The sequence below is a fragment of the Altererythrobacter sp. CAU 1644 genome, from assembly GCF_029623755.1.
Lineage (GTDB): Bacteria > Pseudomonadota > Alphaproteobacteria > Sphingomonadales > Sphingomonadaceae > Erythrobacter > Erythrobacter arenosus.
In genome coordinates this window covers 2,022,349-2,040,098 of sequence record NZ_CP121106.1, presented here as the reverse complement: position 1 = coordinate 2,040,098, position 17,750 = coordinate 2,022,349, and the positions used below count along the sequence as shown (strand labels likewise).

Below are 17,750 nucleotides of genomic sequence, written 5' to 3'. Positions count from 1 at the left end.
CTGCGATGACCACCCGGCGCAGCTTCCTGGCGGGGGGATCTGCCGCCATCCTGGCCGGAGCGGCGCCGCGTATCGCGTGGGGCAGGACCGACGCCGATGTCGCGATTATCGGCGCCGGGCTGGCGGGCCTGTCCGCCGCACGCCTACTCGAAAGCTCCGGTGCGCGCGTGGTCGTGCTGGAGGCGGCCGATCGCGTGGGCGGCCGGCTGCACACGCTGCGCGACCTCCCGGGTGCGCCCGAAGCGGGCGGAATCCAGGTCGGACCGGGGTACGCGATCCTTCGACGCATCGTGGGCGAGCTTGGAGTAGCGCTGGAGGACGGCCCCGGGGAAGGCGCGGGCATCGCCAGCCTGCCGGGCAATGCCTATCACGTGAACGGCGTCACCGTCGGAACGACCGGCTGGCCGGATAGTCCGGCAAACCGGCTGGCAGGCTCCGAACGGGCGATCGAACCAGCCTCGCTTGGGCGCCAGTTTTCGCGCGCGCTGCCATCACTGGCACAGCCCGCAGATTGGCTCGACCTGCCCCCGCAAGCCGACATTTCCCTCCGCGACTCCTTTGCGACAGCGGGCGCGAGTGCGGAGGCGCTGCGCCTGATTGAAGCCAATCTCAACGGCAACACGCTGGCCGGGATGTCGCAGGTCCACCTAGCGCGAACCATCGCAATCTTCCGGGCGCAACCGGGCCCGGTCGCGACCATCGCGGGCGGTTCGCAGGCATTGCCCGAAGCGATGGCGGCAGCTCTCGCCGCGGCGCCCCGGCTCGGCCAAACGACGCAGGCGATCAGTGAAGATAGCGACGGTGTCACGCTGCGCTTCTCCGACCACACGCTCCGCGCACGGCACTGCATCTGCACCGTCCCTTTCGCCGCGCTGCGCGATCTACCGATCAGCTCCCCACTCTCGCCCGCCCTCGCCCAGATGATCGCCGAGCTTCCCTATACGCGCGCCAGCTTCGCCTATCTCTCGGCCCGCGAACCGTTCTGGCTCGCCGACGGACTTCCCGCCACATTGTGGACCGACGATCCGCTGATCGGACGTGTGTTCGTGCTGGGCGACAATCCGCCGATGCTCAAGCTGTGGACCACCGGCGCGGGCGCCGACCAGCTTGACCGCATGCCGAGCGAACTTGCCGCGCAGGAGATCGTCGCCCGGATCGAGGCCATGCGCCCTTCGGCAAGAGGCCAGCTCAAGGTCGAGCGCCTTTTCAGCTGGCAGAAGTCGCCCTACGCGCGCGGGATCTACCACCACATCGGGACGGGGATGGCGGGCAAGCTTGCCGAAGCCACGCGGTTCGTGGGGCGGCGCCTGCACTTCGCCGGCGAGCACCTGGCTCAGCACTCGAGCGGCATGGAGGGCGCGCTTGAGAGCGGCGAACGTGCGGCGCGCGCCGTGATCGAAAGCCTTTAACGCAAGAAAAAGGGCGGGAGCCGCAGCCCCCGCCCTCTGTTTCTCCGCCTCTAGGGCGTTAGAACTTGAACTTCACTTCCGCACCGAACGTCCGGCCCTTGCGCAAGGCGCCGAAGAAGGCACGCGGGAAACTGCGGTCCGCCAGCGGATCGCCCGCGGCAGCCGTCCCCCCGTTCCCTGGGGTGGCGAACTGCGGCGGGACATTGGCGACACCAATGCCGTAGCGCAGGTCAAACCAGCGCGTGGCGAGCGGGATCGAATCCTCATCGGTGAGGTTGCGCCCGAAGACCGCGAACTCGAGATTGCCGAACGAGACGCCGGCACGTCCGTTGAGCAGGAAGGTGTCGCCGGTCTCGGCCAGGTTGTGAACCTGGACATACTTCGAACCTTCGTAGCTGCCGTTGAGGTTGGCGAAGATCTCAGAGTTGTTGCTGATATTCGACCGCCAGTCGATCGCGCCGTTGGCCTGCCAGTCGGAACCCAGCGGCAGGCGGTTGCCCTTGATCGAGCACAGCGCCGCTTCCGCCGGGGTCGGGTTCAGCGCATCGCTGATCAGCAACCCGCCGGAATTGAGCGTGTACTGGAAGTCGTCGCAGCCATTGGTGAACTTGGCGTCGGTGTAGGCCACACCGCCGCTCAGCGTCAGTTCGGGCATCGGGCGCGCCGTCAGTTCGACTTCGAAGCCCTTGACCTCGGCATCGCCCTGGTTGGTCGCGACCGAGGTCAGCGCCCCGCCGCCCACCGGCAGCGCAGTCGTCAACTGAACCGCGGACAGCTCGTTGTAGAATGCGGCAACGTTCAGCTGGACCCGGCCACCCGCGAGCGTCTGCTTGATGCCGATTTCGCCGCCCTTGAGCGTTTCGGGTTCGTAGCTCTCGCGGCCGATCGAGGCACCGGCCGAGCCATTGGTGCCGCCCGGCTTGTTGCCCTCGGCATAGATTGCATAGACCAGCGTATCGGGCGTCGGCTGCCAGTCGAGCGTGACGCGCGGCACGAAGTCCTTGGTTCTTTCGCCCTCGAACACGTTGGAGCCGGTCGCAGTGAACTCTGTCCGGCTCTTCTCCTCGATGAGGTACCGCCCTTCGACGCCGAGGGTCAGTGCATCCGAGATGTCGAATTCAACTTTGCCGAAGAACGAGGTGTTCTCGATCGTTTCCTCGTCGGATCCGGGGCCGCCATAGGGGAAGCCGTTGGGCCCGGTCGAGAAATTGATGTCGCGATCCTTGATCGAGAAATCATACATGTAGATCCCGGCCATCCCGCGGATTCGGTTCTCCTGCGGCGAGGAAATGCGCAGCTCCACGCTGACGTCTTCGGCGAGGCTGCGGTGGGTATTGGCAAAGGCCGGATTGTCGACCGCAGGATTGGGCACGCCGCCTGCCGGACCGAACAGCGGGTTCAGGATGAAATAGACGAAGGCGTCGCTGTGATCGGAGTCGGTACCGGTCCGCGCCACTTCGTTGCGGTAGGCAAAGATCCCGTCGGCGGTCCAGCCGCTGTCGCCCAGGTCCGCGCTCATGTTGGTCGAAACGAACCAGCGCTTCTTGTAGTAGCCGTCCACCGCCGTGCCATCGAGCGTCGTCGGCACGAACGGTGCGAACGGGCTGGTGCGGAAAAGCACTTGGGACGGATCGTTGTTGAGCGCCACCGTGCCCGGCTTGATCACCCCGCAGAAATACTGGTTGTCATTGGTCGAGGTCTTGGTGACCGGCCAGAAGGGGAAAGCGAAGCTGCTGGTGCGATAGTTGGCGCTGCGGAAGCCGGGCTTGCAATTGTTGTCCCCGGCATCGGTCAGGAACAGCGCGGGCGAGCCGTCGTCCTGCTTTTCGTAGGACACGCGGGTGCGCCAGCGGAAATTGTCGCCCGGGGTGACATAGAGAGTCGCGCCGATATTAGTGCTCTCTTCCTGGCCGACCTTCCTGCCGGTCAGCGAGTTGCGATATTGCCCGCCGTATTCGTAGTACCGACCATCGACACGCGCGGCCACGACACCCGGTGCGATCGGAATATCGATGCTGCCCGAGACCATGTACTCGTCATACTCCGCAGCACGGGCGCGGAGCGTTCCGGTGAAGCTGTCGCCCGGAGTCTTGGTGATCAGGTTGATGGCACCCGAATAGGTGTTGCGTCCGTAGAGCGCGCTTTGCGGGCCCTTGACGATTTCGATGCGTTCGAGTGCGTCGAAATTGAGCGACTGAATGTCGCCTCGGAACAGCGCGCCGTCGATGAAGATCGCGACGCCCGATTCGACACCGAACTGCACGCCGGCGAGCACGTTGCCGAGGCCGCGGATAACAGGCCGGTCGGTATCGCGCCCGAAGGCCTGGCTGAACGAGAGGCCAGGCGTCTGGTTGCCGATGTCGGCAATATCGTTGAGCCCGCGTTCGTCGAGGACTTCGGTAGAGAATGCGCTGATCGCCGCCGGGGCATCGTTGATCGATTCCTCGGTCTTGCGCGCCGTCACGATGATTTCAGGAATTCCTTCGGCCAGACGCGGGTTGGCATCGGCCTCGTCGGCGTCCTGGGCAAGCGCCGGAAGCGGCGTGAGGACGGTGGCGGCAAGCAGGGAAACGCACAGCGAACGATTCATTTCAATCCTCCCAATTGAAAATACTAATCGAGGTATAAGGTCGTTTGTCCGGACAAATTTGTCCAGACAAATTTTTCCACTGCTGCGAGAGGCGCAAAACTGTGGCGCTATGGCAACGGCTTGACGTTGCCGAGGAAGGCCGTGGCGAACAGCAGGAGATAGACTGCCCAGACCCACACCCGCGTCCGATCCATGGTTCGCCGCAGGGGTATCTCGGTCTCATCGCTCGATCCCTGCTCGAGCACGGCGCCAAGCTGCGCGCCGACCGGCTTGAAGGTGACGTCGATCATGATCGCGGCAACGAATATCAAACCGAACAGCAGCGCTTTCCAGGCCAGCCAGTCAGGTTGGAGGGGGGCATCCGCCAGCAGGCTCTGGCCGCCGAGCCAAAGGTAGAATGCGCCCACCAACCAGCGCAGCCAGCCTTCGATCTTGCGATTGCGCGCAGCGCGGGGCGTCATGTCATGGCGGTGCGAATCCCACACCAGCCACAACCAGAACAGCCCCACGATCCACGCGCCGAGCAAGAGCCAGCCGGGCACGTCCCACCATTGGCCGACGTCGACCACGCTGAGCGAGAGCGGCACCATCAGCGCCCAGGCGCTGCGCGGCACCATGTCGATTTCGACCAGCAGCTTGAGCAAGGCGATCCGCTGATCCAGCGAATAGGTCTCGCGCCGCCGGAAATGCTGGCCGAGCACGAACACGCCGACATCTGCGCCCAGCCACAGCACAAACAGCAGCAGGTGAGCGTAGACGAGTACCGGATAGCCCAATTCGCTCAGAACCATCGCAAGCTCCCTAGGAAGATTTGTCCGGACATTCGCATTTCTCCGCTTGACAAGCAAGCAATTGTCCGGACAACTTTGCAGAGAGGGGAAATGCAGGCCGCGCACCACTTGCGCGCCGAGTTTGCGGAAAGGATTTCCACCATGCCAACCTGCCCGATCGCCCGCGTTAGAAGCGTTAGCCTAGTTTCAGCGATCGCCCTAGCCACCGTCCCGCTGTCCGTTCGGGCGCAGGATGATGGCGATGCCGAGAGCGCTTCCGAAGCAACGCAAGGCAACACCATCATCGTCACCGCGCAGCGCCGCGCGCAGGAGCTGCAGGACGTTCCGGCAGCCGTCACCGCGCTCACCGGTGCGGCACTCGAAAACCGGCAGATCGCTGATACCAACGACCTGCAGAACCAGATACCCAACGTCGTCATCTCGACTGGCACCGGCACCGCAAACTCGGCGAGGATCTATTTCCGCGGCGTCGGCGAGGATGAATCGCGTGGCGCGATCGACCCGGCCGTGGGCATCTACATTGACGACGTCTACCTCGGCCGCACCGTCGGTTCGCTGGTGGACCTCGTCGATATCGCACAAGTCGAGGTCCTGCGCGGCCCGCAGGGCACGCTCTATGGCCGCAACACCAATGGCGGCGCGATCAAAATCACCTCGGTTCGCCCTGATCTGGGCGATACCTCCTTCACCGGGGAGGTCGGCTACGGCAATTACGACCGCATCCAGGCGCGCGGCTCGCTCAACCTCGCCGCATGGGACAGCGGCGCGATCCGCATCTCGGGCCTCTATCGCCAGCGCGACGGCTATTTCGAGCTCAACCCCAACGGCGCGTTTGCCAACCTGGCGGGCACGACGATCGGCGATGAGGAAGTGTTTGCAGTGCGCGGCAGCCTCTATGGCGAGATGTCGGACATCTGGAGCTTCCTCGCGATCGTCGACTACACCAAGGACAAGTCCGACCCGGTGCCGAGTTCGATTATCGCCGATTCCGACAACCCCACGGTTATCACCGACGCCGACGACGACATCTTCACGGTCGAGCCTCAGCCCGGGGTGACGTGTTCGGCGCTGACCCCGTCGACCTTCGTGCCGCTTGGCTGCTTCAGCGCGTTCTCCAGCGAAGTGGATTCGTTCGGCGTCTCGTACCAGTTGAAGGGCGACTACGACGGCTTCTCGATAACTTCGACCACGGCCTACCGCACGTTGAAGGACGATCTGTCGACCCACATCACCTTCCCCTATTTCCAGGAAACCGACCAGAACCAGTTCAGCCAGGAAATCCTGGTGAACACCAATTTCGGCATGGTCGATCTGACGGCGGGCGCCTTCTACTATTCCGAAGACGCCGAACTGGCCTTCACCTTCATCTTGCCGGTGACCAACGATGTCGAAACCGAGAGCTTCTCGCTGTTCGGGCAGGCGGCGATCTCGCTCACCGACGCGCTGACGCTCACCGGCGGGTTGCGCTGGACCGACGAAAGCCGCGATTTCCGCGGGACCTCGGTGGTGATCCCGGTAGTCACTGACAGCGTGAGCACCGACAACATCACCTGGACCGCCAAGGTCGACTACAAGATCACGCCCGACGTGATGGTCTATGCAACCTATTCGACCGGCTTCAAGTCGCCCGGCTTCTCGTCCGACTGCTTCAGCCCGGCGGGCTGCTTCCTGAGCGTCGAGGAGGAGGAGCTCGACAGCATTGAGGCGGGTCTGCGGACGCAGTTCATGGATGGGCGTGCGACCTTCAACGCCACCTATTTCTACAACGACTACACCAACCTGCAGATCAGCGCGACGACCGGCGGCGGCGTGTTTACCCGCTCGAACGCGGGTGAGGCACGGATCCAGGGCGTCGAGCTCGAATTCGGGTTCGAACCCGTCCCCGGGCTCGACATTTACGGCAATGCCAGCTGGCTCGATGCCGAATATCGCAACCTGTCGCCGCTGCAGGCGGGTACGCTCACCAATTCCAACATCAACACCGGCGCGCGCGGGCCAGCCTGCACCGGGATCACGGCAGTTGGTCCGTCGGCAGCGTTCAACGACCAGGTCGTCGAATGCGCGCTCGGGCTCGAACTCAAGAATGCGCCTGAGTGGAAGGGCCTGCTCGGGTTCAACTATTCCTTCCCGGTCGGCGCGGGCGAAGTCTTCTTCGGCGCCGACGGTGCCTATGAATCGGACAGCTTCGCACTCGTCGCCAATCCGCCGGGGTCGCTGGTCGAACCCGGTTTCCGGGTCGACGCCCGCGCCGGCTGGCGTAGCGAAGACAACCGCTGGAAAGTCACACTATGGGGCAAGAACCTGACCGACCGCGAGTACTTCCGCGCGAGCACCGCGCTTAACCAGGTCTATGCCGCCCCGCCGCTCACCTTCGGCGTCGACGTCGGTTTCCGTTTCGACTGAGGTGTTGGCTGCTCTCCCAGCCAGGAGCCGGTCGCTCTTTGCAGCGGCCGGCTTCATTCTCGCCGCCCCTGCTGCGGCGCAGGAAGCAGCCAGTCATGGCGTGGAAGCGTGGACAGAGGCAGTCGTCTCGGTCGCGGATTTCGAACCGGCGACACGCCTGTTCCGCCACGCCGGAGGCTGGCGGCTGGTCGTTTCGGGAGAGATCGCGCGCGAGGAACTTTCCTACTGGGCACTGGATGGGGATGCCTCAGGTACCTTCGAGCGCTGGTGCCCGCCGCAGGTCCAGACCGGGTGCATCCGCTTCATCAGGTTCGAAGGCGTGGAGCAGGAGCCGATCCGGCCCGCTGCGCGCGCCTGGGACACCGGCGGTATCTATTCGATCATGGTGCGCAGCGACAACGTGCCTGCCCTCTATCGGCAGGCACTCGATTTGGGCTGGTGGGCCGAGAGCCCGCCGATCCGGTTCCAGTTTGGCGGCTCGGACCTGCGCAACGTCGTGCTGCAGGGGCCGCATGGCATCAATCTCGCGGTTTACGAGCGCATCTCGCCCGAGTTCACCGGATTTCAGGTGGGCCGGATCAGCCAGGGTTTCAACGCCATGCGGATGGTGCGCAGCCGGCACACCGCGCGCGATTTCTACCGCGACCAGCTCGGCTTTGGCGTACTGTTCGACGGCAATAACGAACCGGCCGAACCCGCCTTTTCCAACTTCGGCATCCCCTACAACTACACGCCGCAGATCAAGCGCGCGGCTGCTGCGCTTTACCCCCAAGCGGGCGAGACCGGCCGGGTCGAAGTGATGCAGATCGAAGGCTTCACCGGGCATGATCATTCGGCCCGGGCCAATCCACCCAACCTCGGCATCCTGTCCTTGCGCTACCCGGTCGAGTCCTTCGCCGCCTACCGCACGATGATCGAACAAAACGGTGTGACGATTGCCTTTGCCGGAGAAAGCGTGACAATCGCCGGGCTGGGCGAGGTCGACATTTTCGCGGTGCGCGATCCGGACGGCAATTTGACGGAGTTCTACAGCGATGGCGAGTGACCCGACCGCAACCAAGGAGCCGAACGAGTTCTCGCGCGGTTGGACCGTGCTGCTCGCCGGCGTGCTGGGGGTCGCTTGCGGAGCCTCCCCAATCCCGTTCAACGTCATCGGCTTTACCGTCGAACCGATGATCGCCGAGTTCGGCTGGAGCCGGACGCAAATCCTGTTCCCGATCACCATCTTCGGGGTGATCGCCTCGCTTCTCGCGCCCTTCTTCGGATCGCTCGCGGACCGGTTCGGCGTCAGACCCGTGGCTCTGTGGTCGCTGCTCGCCTTCGGCCTCTCCTTCGCCGCGATCTCGCTGACGCCGACCTCGGCGGCGACCTCGACGCTCTACCTCTACTACGCGCTGTGGGTGCTCGTCGGGCTGGTCGGGATTGGTTCGACCCCGGTGACGTGGAGTCGCGCGATCAATCTGTGGTTCTTCAAGCATCGCGGGCTCGCGCTCGGCATATTGCTGCTCGGTACGAGCCTGGCCGCAATCATCGTGCCCAAGCTCGCCGTGTGGGGTATCGAGACCTACGGCTGGCGCGCCATGTTCGCGATCGTGGCCCTGCTCCCCCTGCTTGTCGCGCTACCGGTCGGATGGTTCCTGTTCCGCGAGCCCACGCCCGAGGAACGCCCCAAGGCCATCGAAAGCGCGAGCGGCAGGCTGACCGGGGTGAAGCTCGGCACGGCGCTGCGCGACTATCGCTTCTGGCTGATCTGGGCCTCGATCGCGATGATCGCGACCGCGTTTGGCGGGGCCTTCATCAACATGCCCGCCATGCTCGGTGATCGCGGCATGGAGGCGCAGACGGCGGCCAGCGTGATGGGCGTGCTCGGCATCGGCATCCTCAGCGGGCGGATCATCACCGGCGCATTGCTCGACCGGTTCTGGCAGGGCTTCGTAGCCTTCCCGCTGCTGTGCCTCCCTGCGATCTCGTGTTTCGTGCTGCTGGGCGACAGCGTCACCTTCCCCATGGCAGCGCTCGCCGGTTTCCTGCTCGGCTTCGCGGCAGGCGCCGAAAGCGACCTCATCGCATATCTGACGGGCCGGTATTTCGGCATGGCGCATTACGGCAAGATCTACGGCATGCTCTACATGCCGTTCGGGTTATTCTCGGCGCTATCTCCGATTATCTATGCCTATGTGCGCGATACCTCAGGCAGCTACGATCCTATCCTCAGCGTGGCGATCTTCGGCTTCGTGATCGGCGGCGGATTGCTCTTGCTGCTCGGCCGCTATCCCGAGAGCCTGCCCGATGACGACACGCCGGAACCGACCCGCGCGGCGGCAGGAGTGGCATAATGGCTATCGTCGCCGAGCATGGCCTGGTGGACGCGCTCGGGGCGAGCGGTGCAGAGGTGCTGACCGACGCCGAAACGCTCGAATTCTATGCTCACGACATTTTCGCCCGCGGCGCGGATCTGGCGGCCGTGGTACGCCCTGCCGACAAGCATCAACTCGCCGCTGCCGTCAGGGCCGCGACTGGTGCAGGACACGCGGTAATCCCGCGCGGCGGCGGCATGAGCTATACGGGCGGTTACACCGCCGATAGCCCGGGCGCGGTGCTGTTCGATCTCGCCAGGATGAACCGCGTGGTCGAGATCAACCAGGCCGACATGTATGTGACAGTCGAAGCGGGATGCACCTGGGCACAGCTATACGAAGCGCTCGCCCCGCTGGGATTGCGCACGCCGATGTGGGGCACGCTCTCGGGCCTCAAGGCGACCGTCGGCGGCGGGATGAGCCAGAACGGCATCTTCTGGGGCACCGGTCGTCACGGCACCGCCGCTGAAAGCTGCCTGGGGCTCGAGGTCGCACTGGCCGACGGCACGCTGCTCACGCTCGGCAAGCGCTGCGCCCGCCCCTATGGCCCCGACCTGACCGGGCTGTTCCTCGCCGATACCGGCGCGCTCGGGATCAAGGCGGAAATCGCGCTGCGGCTCGTGCAGGAGGCGCAGGCACATGGCTTTGCCAGTTTTGCGTTCGACGATCAGGCAAGTTGGTTTGCCGCGGCCAGCGAGATCGAGCGCAGCGGGATCGCCACCGAATGCTTCGGCTTCGATCCCTATCTCAATGCCATCCGGATGAAGCGCGACAGCCTGGCCAGCGACGCCAAGCAGCTCGTCGGCATGATGAAGAAGCAGGGCGGCGTGCTCGGCGCGCTCAAGGAAGGCGCACGGGTGGTGGCTGCTGGCCGCGACTTCCTCAAGGATGCGAATTTCTCGCTCCATATCCTCGCCGAGGGGCGCAACCAGGCGTCGGCCGATGCCGATATCGCATCGGCACGCAAGATCGTCGCCAAGGCTGGCGGCCGCGAGGTCGCCAACACCATCCCCAAGATCATCCGCGCCAATCCCTTCGGCCCGCTCAATTCGATGTTAGGTCCGGACGGCGAGCGATGGGCGCCAATCCATGGTCTACTGCCGCATAGCCGGGCGGCGGAATGCTTCGCCGCCTTCGGCAAGCTGTTCGATGATAACGCGGCCGAGATGGACCGTCTCGGCATCCACTACGGCACTCTGGTGGCGGCGGTCGGCGGGGCCGGCATGGTGATCGAGCCCTGCCTCTACTGGCCCGATACACGCAATCCGCTGATCGAAGACACGGTCGAGGATGCGCATCTCGCCCGACTCCCGGCCCATGCCCACAGCGCGGACGCGTGGGACAAGGCGCGCGAACTCAAGCAGGCGATCGTCGACATCTTCTTCGAGCACTGCGCGGTCCATTTCCAGATCGGGCGGACATATCGCTATCGCGACAGCCTCGATCCCGCAGCCGACGCCTTGTTGCAGGCAATCAAGCGGCAGGTCGATCCGCGCGGTTTGATGAATCCCGGCTCGCTGGGACTGAATTGAGGGGTTAGGATCGCGCGATGACCACACTTGCACCCTATGCCGCCGTCGCGATGCAACTGACCGCGCGTTCGCTCGAGCAATTGGCCGACACCGCTGCCGCGCGCGCCGCGATGCTTGAACACATTGCGGAGTTGGAACTGCAAATTCGCACCAGCGCGATCTTCATCGAGCAATATGGCGGCAAGCCGGTGAAACTCGCCGTGCTGCCCGAATACCTTTTCACCTCCTACCCGGGACGTATTTCGATCGCGGATTTCGCTGCGCGGGTTGGATGGGACGCTGACGGACCAGAATACGAAGCGCTGGGCGGGCTTGCACAGCGGCTTGGGATGTTCATTGCGGGCAATGCCTATGAGCGCGATGCGGCTTTCCCGGATTTCTATTTCCAGACCAGCTTCATCGTCGCGCCCTCTGGCGACACGGTGCTGCGCTATCGCCGACTGTTGTCGATGTTCGCGCCCAGCCCGCATGACGTGTGGAACGCCTATCTCGACAAATACGGGCTCGATGGTGTGTTTCCCGTCGCCAGGACCGAGATCGGCAATCTAGCGGCGATTGCTTCTGAGGAAATTCTCTATCCCGAGATTGCGCGCGTGCTCGCCATGCGCGGCGCTGAGGTCTTCTGCCATTCCTCGAGCGAGATTGGCTCCCCTCTGGCAACCAACAAGGATGTGGCCAAGCAGGCGCGTGCCTTCGAGAACATGGCCTATGTCGTCTCGGCCAATACTGCCGGGATTTCGGGCACGGCGATGCCGCTCGCCAGCGCGGACGGGAATAGCCAGATCGTCGATTACAAGGGCAAGGTCGTGGCCCAATCGATGAGTGGCGAGACCTTCACCGCATTCGCCACGCTCGACCTCGAAGCTTTGCGCGCGGCGCGAAGAACGCCGGCGATGACCAATTATCTCGCGCGACAGCGGCCGGGTCTGTTTGCCGAGGCATATGCAGCGAGCGCCGAGGCCTTCCACCGGGCGAATGGCATGATGGAGAATGGCACCGCGCAGGTGCCGGACCGCGACTACTTCAAGCGCGCGCAGGAACTGGTGATCGCGCGGCTCGACGCTGCCGGTCTGATCTAGGGCAAGGACTGATCTGATGAAGCACCGCACCGTCTCGGGCAAGATCCGCTACTCGTCGATGAAACCGGGTCGCGAGGGCGAGGAGCGCGGGCGCGAGTGGTTCACCTTCACCCATCACGGCGACGGCTCGGTGATCATGCGCGCGCGCTGCGAGATCGAGGAGCCGGACCCGACGGTGCTGCGCGATATCGTCTGCCATATCGGCGCCGATCGCAAGCCGCAGAACCTGCTGGTGCATCTTACGCTCGGCGACGAATTCCTCGGTTCGGGCTGGATGGCCTATGACGCCGCGAACAACAGCATCATCTGTGAGAGCCACGGGCCCTCGATCGGGCGCAATTCGGAAACGCGCGAGGCGGGCGAGTTCGATGCTTTCGGCACCCATCCGGTGGTGGGCGATGGCTTTACCACCCGCCTGATGGACACGGCCAAGGGGCCGCACCGGCGCAGGCTGCGCTTCTTCCTGCCCTCGCCCGACCACCGCGGTGCGACCCCGCCGCAGATTGCCGAAGTCGAGATGACAATGGAATATGTCGGCGAGGAGGAAAAAACGGTCGAAGCGGGCACCTTCCAGTGTCGCCATTATCGCTATGTCGACGACAGCGACGAAGGCATGGGCGGCACCACCCACCCCGATTTCGACATGTGGGTGACGGCCGACAAAGACTCGATCCTCGTCTATGGCTCGATCGACGGTTACATGATGAACCGCTACGAGCTTGTCGAATTGACTCGCTAGTCCTCGACCTGTTCGATGGCCGCGCCGTAGAATTCGGCAAGATAGCCGTTGTCACCAACCTTGCCGACCAGATCTTCGCGCAGCGGCGCCTCGGGATAAACCCTGACGATGTAGTCGCCTGCGCTTGGGTCGAGACGTAGCGGCCTGATCTCTTCCTGGTAGGTTCGGCTGCACCAGAAGGCGCGCGCGTTCTCGAGGCAGGGAAAGCGCACGATCAGGGTCACGTGGCCATCTTCGGCCTCGCCTTCGAAATTGGCCAGCGGCGCGGGGATGTTGACGTAGTATCCGCCGAGCTTCTCGTAGAGCTTGCTCGCCGCGATCGCCTGCGCATAGGCGAGCATGCGCTCGCGATCATGCGTGGTCCCGGTGACGACCATCAGCACCGGCTGGTCGCAGGTGGATTCAGGTGGCGGAGGAAGTTCGGCGGCGGGCAGGCCCTGCAGCGCCAGCGCAAGCGCCGCAATCATTGCGGGGCCTCGATCCGCGCCTCATCGCACAAAGTGCGCTTCCACGGCACACCGTCCTTGAACCATTGCCACGTCCGTGCGCGGCTCTTGCCATCGGGAGCGATATTGATCGTTTCGATGTAATAGGCCCCCGGCACGTCAAGCCGGTCGAGTTTGAGCATCAGCGTTTCCTCCAGCGTCTGCCAGCCGTAACCGCGGAAGCGATCCGTGCCCCAGATCAGTCGATTCTCCTCGAGCCGCCCACCGAATTCGTAGACCGCTTCGCGTCCGTCAGCCCAGCTCAGCCAATTGTGCTGGAGGTAGTGCCATTCGCCGGTGTCAGGGAATTCGCAGTGGGTTCTAACGCGACGCTCGTCGAGCAAGGAACCATCGCAATCGACATCGCGATACCAGCCGTCCCACCAGCCTTCGTGAAGGAGCATGGCGGGCATCGCAGCCTTCAAAGCCGCGCGATTGCCCATCAGCGGGTGCCCTCGGCAAAATCCGCGATCGTTGGCGCATCGCCGACGCGCCGGATCAGTGCCTGTCGCCTGAGGAATCGCAGCATACCCTCGTCGCCCATGCGGCTTGGCCCGAGGCCGGACGTCTTGCGCGAGTGGTTGGTGGCGTCGCCGACCATGCTGGTGAGCGCGCCGTCCTGCAGGCTGATCGCACCGGCTTCGAGCCGTGAGCCCACTTCCGTCGCTTCGTCGAGCGATCCGGCGAGGACGGCGGCCGAAAGACCGTAGCTCGTGTCATTGGCCTGCGTGATCGCGTCTTCGATCTGATCGAATACCACCACCGGCAGCACCGGGCCGAACGTCTCGTCGCGCATCACCGCCATGTCCGGCGTTACATCGACGATTACCGTCGGGCGCATCCAGGCGCCTCCGCCTAGCCGCTCGACCTTGCCGCCGGTCAGCACGCGCGCGCCAGCGGCGGCGGCCTCCTCGATTTGCGCAGCGACCTTGTCGGCCTGCGACGGGAAGATGAACGGCCCGATATGGCCCTGCGCCGGATCGGGGTAGGTTAGTTGGACCGCCTCCGCCTCTTTGACGAGCGCGGCAAGGAAGGGCTCCGCAACATTACGCGCGACAAAAATCCGCTCGATCGACTGGCAGGCCTGCCCGGTAGCGACGATCGAGGATCGCAGCGCCAGTCTTGCGGCCCATTCCGCATCGGCGCTGGCGGTAACGATCATCGGGTCCTTGCCGCCGAGCTCAAGATTGACAGGGATCAGAGCGCGGGCCGCCGCCTCGGCCACCTTGCGTCCCGTGGCGGTCGAACCGGTGAAGCACACGTAGTCGACCGCCTCGATCAACGCCTGCCCGACCTCGGGACCGCCCATCACATATTCGATCGGAACATCCGGCGCTGCGGTGAGCGCCTCGAGCATCGGCTCGACCCAGCGCGGGGTCACTTCGGACGGTTTGATCAGCGCAGCGGAGCCCGCCATCAGCGCGGGCACCGCGTCGATATGGCTGAGGATGACCGGGAAATTCCACGGTGCGATCGCGCCAAACAGCGGATAGGCAGAGAACGACGGGACGATTTCGACCCCCGGGGTCGCGGAGGGCGACGCGTCTTGCGGTAATTCGGCAAACAACTGCGGTCCGCGTGTGGCCCAGCGGCGCAGATTGCCGACGAAGCCCAGCGTTTCCATGCGGGCCACTGCGATCCTGCCAGTGTCGACCGATAGCTTCTCGGCGATTGCATCCTGGCGTACCTCGACCGCATCGGCCAGTCGCATCAGCGCCGCGGCGCGGGTTTGCGGGCCCCTGGCCTCCCATTCAGTCTGCCGCTGGCGAAGCCGTGCGGCGGCCGCAGCCACCTCATCGCGTGAGCTTTCGGCGAATTCGTAGTCGGTCTCGCCGGTGCGCGGGTTGATCGCTTTCATTGCTGCTCGGCCCACGCCTGGACGATGTCCGATCCGCTTGCGAACCAGGCCTCGCTTCGGCCATTGAAGTCGGCCAGAAGCTCTTCCAGCGCCTCGATCCGGAAGGGTTGGCCCATGATATAGGGGGTAAGCTGGATCGGCAGCAGGCGCGCACTCGACTGCTCCGCCGACTCCTTGGCGAGCCAATCAAAGGCGTCGCGCATCATCTGCGCCCAGGCCTCGGCCGAATGCTGCTGTACCTCGACGATCTGGCGATCGGATAGGTCGACGCTGAGCGGCAGGTTCACCAGGCCATTGTTGAAGCGCCAGGGCAGTTCGTCGTTCACCCAGTCACAGCAATAGGCAAGGCCATGCTCCTTGAGGAGGTCGACGGTGCGCCAGCTTTGCGAGCGCGCGATAGATAGCCATCCTGCGGGCTTTACATCCGTTTCAGCTTCCAGCCGCGATATCGCTGCGGCGATCAGAGCGCGCTCATCCGCTTCGCTCATGCTCGACGCGATTGTGCCGTTCATGTCGGTGGAGTGCGCGATGATCTCGTGCCCGCCATCCTTCACCGCTGCGATCAGTTCGGGATAGCGTTCCGCCACGGCTGCATTGACCGCGAAGCTTGCGGTAACGCCCGCCTTCTCGAATGCATCGAGCATGCGGAAGACCGCAACCCGATTGCCATAGTCGCGCACCGTGTAGTGGCGATAGTCGGGATAGGGCGTGACCATATGCCCCGGTGCCCTGAAGGGTTGGTCCTCTGGCGTGATCGGAAAGTATTCGAGACTCACGCACAGGAACACCGCGACGCTCCTGTCACCTGGCCAGCGAATGGGCGCGCGCTCGTGGATGTTGGACCATTCGTAGAAGTCATGGTCATAACCTTCACGGCGGTGCGGATATTCCGTGTAGCTGGCATCGAGGCTCATTGCTGCGCCCTCCAGCTATCGACGATCTCGCCTGCCCTCGCCTTCCAGCAACGCGGATCGGCGGCGATGTGCCGCAACGCTTCCTCGAACGGACCGATCCGGTGCGGCTGCCCGATCAGATAGGCGTGCAGCGGAATGCACATGACGGTACCGGATTGCTCGCCCTCGGCGGCAAGGCGTTCAAACTGCCGGATCAGCGCATCGGCATATTCGCGGCCAGCCATGCCATAGACGTTGAAGCCGTAGTGGTCGTTGACCTCGAGGCTGTAGGGGATCGAGGCGAGCTGGCCCTTGGAGACTTTCACTTCCTGCACCTGGTCGTCGTGATAGAGGTCGCAGGTGTAGTCGAGCCCGTATTCGGCGATCAGGTCGAGCGTGCGCGGCGTATGCGTCAGTGCGGGGGCGAGCCAGCCGCGGATACGCTGCCCGGTCGCCTGTTCCACCGTCTCGATCGAGTCCTCGATGATCGCCCGCTCCTGCGCCTCGTCCATGCCGTAGGAATAGCGCGTGTTGTAGATGCCGTGGCTGAAGAATTCCCAGCCCCGCTCGACCCCGTCCCGCACGACCTCGGGGTGGTGCTGGCACAGCGCGACCGAGAGGCTGACCGAGCCGGGAAAGCCGTGCCTGCTCATCACGTCGGCCATGCGCCAATGGCTTACCCGGTTGGAATGATCGCGATAGGAATAGCCGACGACATCGGGGTGCGGCCTACTCCACGGCTTGCGGTGCGGATTCTGGGGTGGGTCGATCTCGTAATATTCGAGATTGGGTGCGACCCATACCGCGCAGGTCTTGCCCTCCGGCCAGACGATCTTCCGACGGTTCTTGTACGGAATATAGTCGTACAGACCGGGATCGGGCGCGCCTTCCCGCATGGTCTCAGCGCGCCTCCAGCCAGTCGATCACCGCCTGCACCGGCTCCACATCGGCATATTTGAGCTGCAGGTCGGTAAGATTGGCGAAGTGGTAGCTTTCGTGCTTGTCGGCGCAGCACTCGATCGGGACGATCGTGCGATAACCATGACTGAGACTGTCGACGGCCGTAGCGCGCACGCAGCCGCTGGTCGAACCCCCGGTCACCACGACCGTATCGACCTTGTGAAAGGTAAGATAGCTCGCCAGCGGGGTCTCGAAGAATACGCTCGGCATGCGCTTGGTAAAGGTGAGGTCGTTCTCGCCGATTTCGCAGCGCGGGTCGAACTGATGCCGCTCGCTATCGTACTTGATGTTCTGGAGCGAATCCTCGGTATTGGTGCGCGTACCCCACACGCCCGCATCCCCGGCATCTTGCTTGTAGGCGACCCGGCTCCACACCACCGGCATCCCGCGCTCACGCGCCAATCGGCTGATAAGGTTGATATACTCGATCTGCTTCGGATCAGTCTCGTATGCCGTCGCGTAGAGATCGGTACGGGTATAAGCCTGCTGGACGTCGACATTCACAATCGCGAGCTTTTCGCCGAAGCCAAACTTCTTGCGCGCCGGATTGGCCATGACCTCTTCGAAGAGCTGGCGCGCAGTCTTGCCATCTGCCACCATCTTCGTGCCGACCATCGTCATTGGAATCTCCCGCTGATTCAGCTTTGACAAGCG

15 protein-coding genes are annotated in these 17,750 nt (G+C 64.0%); 7 read left to right on the top strand and 8 right to left on the bottom strand.

Features of this window, described 5'->3' with window-relative positions:
* Positions 1-5 precede the first annotated feature (5 nt).
* A complete protein-coding gene (locus tag P7228_RS10190) occupies positions 6-1,409 on the top strand; it encodes a flavin monoamine oxidase family protein (RefSeq protein WP_278015133.1) in 1,404 nt (467 codons plus the stop codon).
* Between the two features lie 58 nt (positions 1,410-1,467).
* Here P7228_RS10190 and P7228_RS10185 read toward each other — a convergent pair whose 3' ends face one another.
* Positions 1,468-3,999, bottom strand: coding sequence for a TonB-dependent receptor (locus tag P7228_RS10185; RefSeq protein ID WP_278015132.1), 2,532 nt, complete (start codon positions 3,997-3,999; stop codon positions 1,468-1,470).
* Positions 4,000-4,106: 107 nt separating this feature from the next.
* Positions 4,107-4,790, bottom strand: coding sequence for a hypothetical protein (locus P7228_RS10180; RefSeq protein ID WP_278015131.1), 684 nt, complete (start codon positions 4,788-4,790; stop codon positions 4,107-4,109).
* Between the two features lie 141 nt (positions 4,791-4,931).
* Here P7228_RS10180 and P7228_RS10175 point away from each other — a divergent pair, with 141 nt between their 5' ends.
* Genes P7228_RS10175 through P7228_RS10150 form a run of 6 tightly spaced genes read left to right on the top strand, consistent with a single transcriptional unit; the run spans position 4,932 to position 12,900 of the window.
* The gene (locus P7228_RS10175) at positions 4,932-7,193 is read left to right on the top strand and encodes a TonB-dependent receptor (protein WP_278015130.1); all 2,262 of its coding nucleotides are present in this window, start codon (positions 4,932-4,934) and stop codon (positions 7,191-7,193) included.
* 4 nt (positions 7,194-7,197) lie between these two features.
* Positions 7,198-8,238 carry a VOC family protein gene (locus P7228_RS10170; protein WP_278015129.1) on the top strand — a complete coding sequence of 347 codons (1,041 nt, stop codon included), beginning with the start codon at positions 7,198-7,200 and terminating at the stop codon, positions 8,236-8,238.
* Complete coding sequence (locus P7228_RS10165; RefSeq protein WP_278015128.1) at positions 8,228-9,529, top strand: MFS transporter; 1,302 nt, start codon at positions 8,228-8,230, stop codon at positions 9,527-9,529. Before P7228_RS10170 ends, P7228_RS10165 begins: the two co-directional genes overlap by 11 nt.
* A complete protein-coding gene (locus P7228_RS10160) occupies positions 9,529-11,082 on the top strand; it encodes an FAD-binding oxidoreductase (RefSeq protein WP_278015127.1) in 1,554 nt (517 codons plus the stop codon). Before P7228_RS10165 ends, P7228_RS10160 begins: the two co-directional genes overlap by 1 nt.
* A gap of 17 nt (positions 11,083-11,099) precedes the next feature.
* Positions 11,100-12,161, top strand: a complete 1,062-nt coding sequence (locus tag P7228_RS10155) for a nitrilase-related carbon-nitrogen hydrolase (protein WP_278015126.1) — start codon at positions 11,100-11,102, stop codon at positions 12,159-12,161.
* Positions 12,162-12,177: 16 nt separating this feature from the next.
* Positions 12,178-12,900: a DUF3108 domain-containing protein gene (locus tag P7228_RS10150; protein ID WP_278015125.1), complete on the top strand. Its 723-nt coding sequence runs from the start codon at positions 12,178-12,180 to the stop codon at positions 12,898-12,900.
* On the opposite strand, the gene P7228_RS10145 is transcribed toward P7228_RS10150, so the two are convergent.
* The 6 genes from P7228_RS10145 to P7228_RS10120 are packed head-to-tail and all read right to left on the bottom strand — an operon-like array spanning position 12,897 to position 17,717.
* A complete protein-coding gene (locus P7228_RS10145; protein ID WP_278015124.1) occupies positions 12,897-13,367 on the bottom strand; it encodes a DUF1330 domain-containing protein in 471 nt (156 codons plus the stop codon). The two genes, P7228_RS10150 and P7228_RS10145, sit on opposite strands and share 4 nt — an antisense overlap.
* Positions 13,364-13,828: a hypothetical protein gene (locus P7228_RS10140; protein WP_278015123.1), complete on the bottom strand. Its 465-nt coding sequence runs from the start codon at positions 13,826-13,828 to the stop codon at positions 13,364-13,366. The genes P7228_RS10145 and P7228_RS10140 overlap by 4 nt, the downstream gene beginning before the upstream one ends.
* Positions 13,828-15,243 carry an aldehyde dehydrogenase family protein gene (locus P7228_RS10135; RefSeq protein WP_278015122.1) on the bottom strand — a complete coding sequence of 472 codons (1,416 nt, stop codon included), beginning with the start codon at positions 15,241-15,243 and terminating at the stop codon, positions 13,828-13,830. The genes P7228_RS10140 and P7228_RS10135 overlap by 1 nt, the downstream gene beginning before the upstream one ends.
* A complete protein-coding gene (locus P7228_RS10130) occupies positions 15,240-16,157 on the bottom strand; it encodes a polysaccharide deacetylase family protein (RefSeq protein WP_278015121.1) in 918 nt (305 codons plus the stop codon). Before P7228_RS10130 ends, P7228_RS10135 begins: the two co-directional genes overlap by 4 nt.
* Positions 16,154-17,032 (bottom strand): polysaccharide deacetylase family protein, encoded by an 879-nt coding sequence (locus tag P7228_RS10125; protein ID WP_278015120.1) that lies wholly within the window; start codon positions 17,030-17,032, stop codon positions 16,154-16,156. Before P7228_RS10125 ends, P7228_RS10130 begins: the two co-directional genes overlap by 4 nt.
* 4 nt (positions 17,033-17,036) lie before the next feature.
* Entirely contained in the window at positions 17,037-17,717 is a 681-nt protein-coding gene (locus tag P7228_RS10120) for an isochorismatase family protein (RefSeq protein WP_278015119.1), read from the bottom strand.
* Positions 17,718-17,750: the final 33 nt, after the last annotated feature.